This window comes from Amycolatopsis sp. (genome assembly GCF_036008905.1).
GTDB lineage: Bacteria > Actinomycetota > Actinomycetes > Mycobacteriales > Pseudonocardiaceae > Amycolatopsis.
Genome location: NZ_DASYMU010000210.1, coordinates 64,972 through 72,967 on the forward strand (window position 1 = coordinate 64,972; position 7,996 = coordinate 72,967).

A 7,996-nucleotide genomic window follows, 5' to 3' on the forward strand; every position below is an offset into this window, starting at 1 on the left:
CGACGCTCCACAGGAGAATCCCCATGCACCGACGGATTTCCCGGTCGCTGGTACTGGTCACCGCCGCCGCTTTGACGGCGGGCGTGCTGGCCTCCGCCGCGCCGGCCATCGCGGCCCCGAGCACCACCGCCTGGCAGAACGGCCGCTTCGTGGTCGACACCCCGAACGTCGTCCGCCGCTCGGATGTCGTGCTGGGCAAGGCGAATTCCACCCCCGCCCAGTCGATGCCGCTCGGCAACGGCACCCTCGGCGCGGCGGTCTGGGCGGCGAACGGCTTCACCGCGCAGCTCAACCGCACCGACACCTTCCCGGACCGCAAATCCCCGGGACAGGTGACCATTCCCGGGCTCGCGCGCATGACCGGCGCGGCGGACTTCACCGGGCGGCTGGACCTCTACGACGGCACGCTGCGCCAATCCGGCGGCGGCATGACGATGACCACCTACGTGCGCGCGGACACCGCGCAGCTCGTCGTGGACGTCACCGGCGCGGACCCGAACAGCACGCAGACCGCGCAGGTCAAACTCTGGAGCGGCCGTGCCCCGGCGGCACGGGCTTCGGGCGCGGTCGCCACCCTCGCCGAGACCTGGCGCGACGACACCGCGACCGGCGCGTCCGGCCAGACCTTCGGCACGCTCGCCGGGGTCACCGCGGGCGGGCGCACCGTGGCAGCGTCCACTCCGGACGCTTCGACCGCGCAGGTTTCCTTCCAGCCCAACACGAACGGCTCGTTCCGGGTCATCGTCGCCTCGCCGGCGTGGACCGGGGGAGACGCGATCGCCACCGCGAACACGGTCCTCAACGGCGACGCCACGAAGCCCGCGGCGACCATCGCCGCGCCGCATCTGGCTTGGTGGCACGACTACTGGGGCAAGGCCGGGCTGATCAAGATGTCCTCGGCCGACGGTTCCGGTGACTACGTGGAAAACCTGCGCACGCTCAATCTCTACTACAGCGCGGCACAAAGCCGTGGCGTGCTTCCCGGTTCGCAGGCCGGTGTCGCGAACCTGTTCACCTTCTCCCAGGACCAGCAGGACTGGTATCCGTCGGGCTATTGGTTCTGGAACCTGCGCATGCAGATCCAGGCCAACCTGACCGCCGGCGTGCCCGCGCTCACCGACCCGATCTTCCGCCTGTACCAGAACAACGTCGGCAACATCGGTGCGTGGACGTCGGCGCACATGCCGGGCAGGCAAGGCCTGTGCGTGCCGGAAACCATGCGTTACAACGGAAACGGGTACTACGCGGGCGGTGACGCCGCCAGGAACGCCTCCTGCGACTCGACCATCGCGCCCAGCTACAACTCGCTGACCATCACCACCGGCGCCGAGATCGGGCTGTGGGCGTGGCAGCACTACCAGCAGACCGACAACCTCGAGTACCTGCGGGCGAGCTACCCGATCACCAGCGGTGCCACCAGGTTCCTGCTCTCCCACGCCACCACCGGCGCCGACGGCCTGCTGCACACGAAGTCCAACGCGCACGAGACCCAGTGGAACGTCAACGATCCGGTCACCGACATCGTCGCGCGTCAGGCGCTGTTCCCGGTCTTCGTGAAGACCGCGCAACTGCTCGGCATGGACGCCGATCTCGTCAACCAGGCGAACGCGGCCATCCCCAAGATCCCGGCGATGCCGCGCACCGACATCGCCACCAAGTCGAAACTGCTGACGCCGGCCGACGACGCGTCGCCCGGCACGATCATCGGCCTGTCGGCGGAGCCCACCGCGACCCTCCACAACAGCGAAAACCTGGACCTGGAAGCGGTTTGGCCCTTCGGCCTGATCGGCGACAGCGGCCCGCTCACCGATCTCGCCAAGCGGACGTTCGCCAATCGCCGGTTCGTCAACGGCAACGACTGGTCGATGGACTCGCTGCACGCGGCGCGGCTCGGGCTCGCGAACGACGTCAAGACGACGATCCTGGCCGCGATCAGGTCGTTCCAGGCCTACCCGTCCGGTCTCGCCAGCTTCACCGGCGTCCAGGCGTCACAGCCCTACGTCGAGCAGTCGGGCGTGCTGGCGGGCGCGGTGAGCGAGGCGTTCGCGCAGGACTACGACGGCGTCCTCCGCATCGCCCCGGCGTGGCCCGCCGACTGGACCGGCGAGGGAACGGTGTCGCTCAAGCACAACTCGAAGCTCCACCTTCAGATCAGCAACGGCAGCGCGGGCACGGTCGCGATCGTGTCGGGGTCGAACACCCCGATCACCGTCCGCAGTCCGTGGCCGGGCCAGAGCGTGAACGTCGTCGACGGCAGCAGTGGCGCGGTAGTGGTGGCCGCGACCACCAACGCGACCTTCACGATTCCCGCCCAGACCGGGAAGTCCTACCTCGTCCAGCGGACGTCGGCGCCGGTCGGCGGTCTCCCGTTCGCCTCGATCAGCGGGACTCCCGCGACCGCCGCGAAGCACCTCGCCAACGCGAGCATCGGGCTGGACCGCGCCGGGGCGGCGCAAGGCGTCAGCCTGCGGGCACGGGTCAACGGCAAGTACGTCACCGCCGGTTCGTCGCCGCTGATCGCCGGTGCGACCACGATCGGCGCCGGGGAGCAGTTCGACCAGATCGACGCCGGGGGTGGCAACATCGCGTTGCGGGCCAGGGTCAACGGCCAGATCGTCTGCGCCGACAACGCCGGTGCGGCCCCGCTGATCGCCAACAGAACCGCGGTCGGCCCCTGGGAGACCTTCCAGCTCATCCGCAACGGCAACGGCAGCGTGAGCCTGCGCGCGCTGGTCAACAACAACTACGTCACCGCCGAGAGCGCCGGCGCCGCGCCCCTGATCGCCAACCGCACCGGAATCGGCCCGTGGGAGGAGTTCGACCTGGTCACCAACTAGCCCATGTGGCGCAAAAGTGGCATGAACGGACCTTTCATCTCGGTTTTCGAGATGAAAGGTCCGTTCATGCCACTTTGGACCGAGTGTGTCCTAGGTCACCGGGGATGACCGGCGAACGTGGTGTGTGACTTGCGTCCAGTGGGCAGACTGGGCGACGATCTACCATCGTTCCAGGACAAAGAGGACATCTTCCGTGACTGAGCAGCCGACGGCGCGTCTACCCCGGTATGCGGTGGCGCCGCAGACAGGCCCGGCGAAGAAGCGTAACCGGGGCCTCAAAATCACGATGGCGATCGTCGTCCCGGTGCTGTCGCTCGCGCTCGTGGCGGTGATCTACCAGGCACTGACCGCCGCGACGGGCAACGTCGGCGACTGCTTCACCGGCGACTCCGACGACATCAACAGCCTGCAGAGCAGCGATTGCGGGCCGGGCGCACGGTACAAAGTGGTGGGCAAGGTCGACGACCAGTCCGAGTTCCAGCTGCGCGTGACCGGCTCGGTCTGCGACCCGTTCCCCAACGCCGACGTGGCGTTCTGGCAGGGCCGGTCCGGCTCCACGGGAACCGTGCTGTGCCTGGAAGACGTCAAGAATCCCGGTAACCGGATGCCCGCGGTGGGTGACTGCCTCAACGGCGACCTCGCCGACGCGAAGACGATGATCAAGGTCGCCTGCGGCCCGGACGCCGCCTACAAGGTCGCCGGCAACGAAGACGGCGGCCTGGTCACCGGCATCACCCCGTTGTGCACCAAGGTCCCCGCCGCGGCCGCCGCGTTCGTGTGGGAACGCCCCGGCGCGGCGCTGGCGTCCAAAAAGGTCCTGTGCCTCCAGGACCTCAAGAACCCGGAGAACCGCAGCCCCGCGGTCGGCGACTGCTTCGCCGCCAACGTCCCGGCAGGACAGGCCGCCGACTTCGTCGACTGCGGTGCGGGCGCGGGGATGAAGGTCGTCGGCCAGATCGACAAGACCTCGAAGTTCGACTCGCTCGCCAAAACGGCCAAGCAGATCTGTTCCGCGTTCAAAGAGGCCGACGAGGTCTACTGGTGGGGCTTCCAGAACTCGTCGACCGGCACCACCTTCTGCCTGAAAACCCTCAAGGGCTAACCGCCATCTGTCGACAGATGGCGGTTTCCGGGCTCAGACGCGGGGGATGCCGTGGTGCATTTCGCTGATCAAGGAAGCCACGACGGCCTTGAGACTTCCGTTGTGCTGCTTGGCGACGGCGCGCTGACGCTGGTAGCTCGGCCCGTACTTCAGGATCGTCTCGACCCCGCGTAGCTCCTCGACGCAGTCCAGCCGCCGCGCGACCGGTTCGAGGCGGGTCAGCAGGTCGGTGATGTCGTCGGTGACGGGGCGTTCGTTGCCGGCGGCGTCGAGGATGATGATCGCGTCGGTGCCGTAGCGGGCGGCGCGCCACTTGTTCTCCTGGACGTGCCACGGCGGCAGGGTCGGCAGGATTTCGCCGTCGTCGAGGCGTTCACTGAAGTCGTCGACCAGGCATTGGGTCAGTGCCGCGATCGCGGCGACCTCTTCCATCGTCGGCAGGCCGTCGCAGACGCGCATTTCGATGGTGCCGAACTGCGGCGCGGGGCGGATGTCCCAGCGGATCTCGGAGAAACTGTCGATGACGCCGGTGGTGAACATGTCCGCGGTGTAGGCCTCGAGCTCGGACCATTTCCGGAACTGGAACGGCAGCCCGGCCGTCGGCAGCTGCTGGAACATCAGCGCCCGGTTGGACGCGTACCCGGTGTCCTCGGCGCCCCAGTACGGCGAAGACGCCGAAAGCGCCTGCAGGTGCGGCGCGTAGTTGAGCAGCGCGTCCAGTACCGGCAGCACCTTGTCCCGATGGTCGAGACCGACGTGGATGTGCACGCCGTAGATCAGCATCTGCCGTCCCCACCACTGGGTCCGGTCGATGAGCTTGGCGTAGCGCGCCTTGTCGGTGACCTTCTGCTCGTACCACTGCGAGAACGGGTGGCTCCCGGCCGAGAAGAGCTCGACGCCGAGCGGGTCGATCACCGAGTGCACGAGCTCCAGCGACTCCGCGAGGTCCGCGGTGATCTCGGCGATCGTCGAGCAGACCCCGGTGATGATCTCGATGGTGTTGAGCAGGAGCTCCTGCTTGATCTTGGGATGCTCCTCTTCGCCGTCGGGCCGCACCTGTTCGAGGATGCGTTCCGCGACGGACGCGAGCTGCCCGCTACGGCGGTCGACCAGCGCGAGCTCCCACTCGGCACCGACCGTCGACCGGCGTGACGGACTGAACTCGATTTCCATGAGGGGTTCCTAATGGGACTGGAGAACCCCGGTGGGGGTTCAGACCTGGGCGCCGTTGCTGGGATCGGCTCCGGGCGGTGGGCCCTGCCTCACTCGCAGTAACAGTAATGCTATCCCAGTGGCCAGGGAAAGGATTCCCAACGGGGTCGCCACGGTCGTGCCTATCCCGATCAGATTCGGCGCGATCAGCAGGAACAGGCCCAGTACGAAGAACAGCAGGACGATGAACGCGCTCTTGCGCGGCCTTGGCAGCGGGGGCGGTTCGGGCGGCACGAAATGCGCGTCGTCGTCATCGTCGTCGACGGCCGGGTCCCCGCTGAAGATCGTCGTGTCCCACTCGGTGCCGCCGCCACGCCAGCCGCTCCCGCGCTCGGGTGACTGCTCTTCCGAACGCGACTTCTCCGGGGCGGCGGGTTCGGCGTCCGCGGTGTCGTCCGAGATGACACCGACGCCTTCCGCGCGCAGGTCGGCGACGATCGCGGCGAACGTCGCGTCCACGTCCTCCGGGCCGTCCGTGCCCTTGCCCCGGCTCATCCGGCATCGACCTGACCGGCCAGGCGCGTGGCCTTGAAGAACTCGGTGCTGCGCTCGAAGATCAGCGGCGCGTCATTGTCCTGGGTGGCCACGTGGAAGCTGTTTTCGAGCAGCACCTCGGTGACGTCCGTGCTGCTCACCCCGGCGAGCACGATGGCTGAGTTCTTCGGCTCCACGACGTGGTCAACGACCGAGTGCAGCAGGAGAAGCGGCTGGGTGACCTTCGGCAGGTCGTCGCGCACGAGCTTCCACAGCTTGGACAGGCTCGCGGCGGCGCGCACCGGCGTACGCGGGTACGCCAGTTCCTTCTCACCCGGCTTGGCGATGTCGTTGCCGACGGCGGCGGCCGAAGCCAGCACCTTCGACAGCAGCGGCAGGAGCTTCGCGTCCCAGCGCAGCGTCATGACCGAGGGGTTCACCAGCACGATCCCGGCGATCCGGTCGCCGAACTCCTGCGCGAGCCGCAGCGACAGCGTGCCGCCCATCGACAGCCCGGCGACGAACACCGTCTCGCAGGTCTCCAGCAGCGATTCGAGTTCGGTACGGACGTGCCCGTACCAGTCCGGCCACTCGGTGCGGTTCATTTCCTGCCAGGTCGTCCCGTGACCTGGCAGCAGGGGACAGCGCACGGTGAAGCCGGCTTCGGCGAGGTGTTCAGCCCAGGGCCGCATACTGGCCGGGGTTCCGGTGAACCCGTGGCACAGCAGGATCCCGACTTCGGTCGAACCGGTATGTGAGAACGGTTCTGCGCCGGCGAGCACGGTCATGCGATCGCCTTCCGTGTAAGCAGGTAAGACTCTTATATTGGCACGACCGGAGGGGGTTGTGGTCCCTTGGCCGCCACTCTGGTCGCTTCGGGAGTGCTTCTGGGGCGATGTGAGATCGATCGCTGCGGCCGCGCAACCGGGCGGCTGGCGTTGTGCGGGGGCGGGCGGGGTTCGTACTCTTAGTGATCGGAAGCGAGATCCACTGCTAGGAGGGCATACCGCGGTGCTGTATCGGTTGATGAAGTACGTGCTGCTGGGGCCGCTGCTCAAGCTGCTTTGGCCGACCAAGGTCGTCGGTGCGGAAAACATCCCGGAGACCGGTGGGGTGATCCTCGCCGGGAACCATCTCGCGGTCGCGGACTCCTTCTTCATGCCGATCCGCGTCAAGCGCATGGTCACCTTCCCGGCGAAATCCGAATATTTCACCGAAAAGGGCATAAAAGGCCGCTTCAAGAAGTGGTTCTTCACCGGCGTCGGCCAGTTCCCGATCGACCGGTCCGGTGGCAACGCCGCGCAGGACGCGCTGAACACCGCGATCCGGCTCGTCCGCGAAGGCCGTCTGCTCGGCATCTACCCCGAAGGCACCCGCTCCCCGGACGGCCGGCTGTACAAGGGCAAGACCGGCGTCGCCCGGATCGCGCTCGACTCCGGCGGGCTCGTGGTGCCGGTGGCGATGATCGGTACCGAGAAGGTGAACCCGATCGGCTCCAAGATGTGGTGGCCGCGCCGGCTCGAAGTCCGCTTCGGCAAGCCCCTCGACTTCTCCCGCTACGAAGGACTCTCCGGCGACCGTTTCATCGAGCGGTCCATCACCGACGAGATCATGTACGCGCTCATGGAGCTGTCCGGCCAGGAGTACGTCGACATCTACGCGGCCAAGGCGAAGGAACTCCTCGCCGCCGAAGCCGCCGGAGTCCGGCCTTCTGTACCCGCTCAGCCTTCGGCGCGTGAAGCCGACCGGGTGCCGGAGTCCAAAGTCGGTTAGCACTAGGGTCAGCCGGTGCGATTTTTCTACGACACCGAGTTCATCGAGGACGGCTTGACGATCGACCTGGTGTCGATCGGTGTCGTGGACGAAAAGGGCCGGGAGTTCTACGCGGTTTCGACCGACTTCGATCCCGGCAAAGCCGGCCCGTGGGTTCGCGAGAACGTGCTGCCGAAGCTTCCTTCACCCGCAGACACCGCCTGGCGCAGCCGCGAGCGGATCCGCACGGATCTGCTCGAGTTCTTCGGCAAGCCGCCCGGCGGGATCGAGCTGTGGGCCTGGTTCGCCGCCTACGACCACGTCGCCCTCGCGCAGCTGTGGGGCCCGATGCCCGCGCTGCCGCGCCAGCTGCCCCGCTTCACCCGCGACCTGCGGCAGCGCTGGGAAGACGTCGGCAAGCCCAAGCTGCCCGCCGCGCCCACCGACGCCCACGACGCCCTCGCCGACGCCAAGCACAACCTCGAGCGCTGGGCCGTCATCGAGGACATCCGGAAGCTGCACAAGCTTTTCTGAGCTCCCGTGCCCGTCCCGTCTCCCGTGCTATGAACGGACCTTTCATCTCGAAAACCGAGATGAAAGGTCCGTTCATAGCACTTTG

At 67.5% G+C, this 7,996-nt stretch carries 7 protein-coding genes; 4 read left to right on the forward strand and 3 right to left on the reverse strand.

Features of this window, described 5'->3' with window-relative positions; genetic code table 11:
- Positions 1–23 precede the first annotated feature (23 nt).
- Both VGP60_RS34110 and VGP60_RS34115 read left to right on the forward strand, forming a co-directional pair.
- On the forward strand, positions 24–2,837 hold the full coding sequence (locus tag VGP60_RS34110) for a fascin domain-containing protein (RefSeq protein WP_327552296.1): 2,814 nt from the start codon (positions 24–26) through the stop codon (positions 2,835–2,837).
- Between the two features lie 193 nt (positions 2,838–3,030).
- A complete protein-coding gene (locus tag VGP60_RS34115; protein ID WP_327552297.1) occupies positions 3,031–3,939 on the forward strand; it encodes an LppU/SCO3897 family protein in 909 nt (302 codons plus the stop codon).
- Between the two features lie 33 nt (positions 3,940–3,972).
- Here VGP60_RS34115 and VGP60_RS34120 read toward each other — a convergent pair whose 3' ends face one another.
- The 3 genes from VGP60_RS34120 to VGP60_RS34130 are packed head-to-tail and all read right to left on the reverse strand — an operon-like array spanning position 3,973 to position 6,413.
- Positions 3,973–5,112 carry a glutamate--cysteine ligase gene (locus tag VGP60_RS34120; protein ID WP_327552298.1) on the reverse strand — a complete coding sequence of 380 codons (1,140 nt, stop codon included), beginning with the start codon at positions 5,110–5,112 and terminating at the stop codon, positions 3,973–3,975.
- A 39-nt stretch (positions 5,113–5,151) separates the two neighbouring features.
- Positions 5,152–5,646, reverse strand: coding sequence for a hypothetical protein (locus VGP60_RS34125; RefSeq protein WP_327552299.1), 495 nt, complete (start codon positions 5,644–5,646; stop codon positions 5,152–5,154).
- Positions 5,643–6,413: an alpha/beta hydrolase gene (locus tag VGP60_RS34130; protein ID WP_327552300.1), complete on the reverse strand. Its 771-nt coding sequence runs from the start codon at positions 6,411–6,413 to the stop codon at positions 5,643–5,645. Before VGP60_RS34130 ends, VGP60_RS34125 begins: the two co-directional genes overlap by 4 nt.
- 223 nt (positions 6,414–6,636) lie before the next feature.
- On the opposite strand from VGP60_RS34130, the gene VGP60_RS34135 reads away from it, so the two are divergent.
- Complete coding sequence (locus VGP60_RS34135) at positions 6,637–7,398, forward strand: lysophospholipid acyltransferase family protein (RefSeq protein ID WP_327552301.1); 762 nt, start codon at positions 6,637–6,639, stop codon at positions 7,396–7,398.
- 15 nt (positions 7,399–7,413) lie between these two features.
- Positions 7,414–7,911, forward strand: a complete 498-nt coding sequence (locus VGP60_RS34140) for a polyadenylate-specific 3'-exoribonuclease AS (protein WP_327552302.1) — start codon at positions 7,414–7,416, stop codon at positions 7,909–7,911.
- The last annotated feature ends 85 nt before the right edge of the window (positions 7,912–7,996 follow it).

Coding starts and splice junctions, on each gene's coding strand:
- VGP60_RS34125 (WP_327552299.1), bottom strand. CDS start 5,646: ATGAGCCGGGGCAAGGGCACGGACGGCCCGGAGGACGTGGACGCGACG.
- VGP60_RS34110 (WP_327552296.1), top strand. CDS start 24: ATGCACCGACGGATTTCCCGGTCGCTGGTACTGGTCACCGCCGCCGCT.
- VGP60_RS34120 (WP_327552298.1), bottom strand. CDS start 5,112: ATGGAAATCGAGTTCAGTCCGTCACGCCGGTCGACGGTCGGTGCCGAG.
- VGP60_RS34130 (WP_327552300.1), bottom strand. CDS start 6,413: ATGACCGTGCTCGCCGGCGCAGAACCGTTCTCACATACCGGTTCGACC.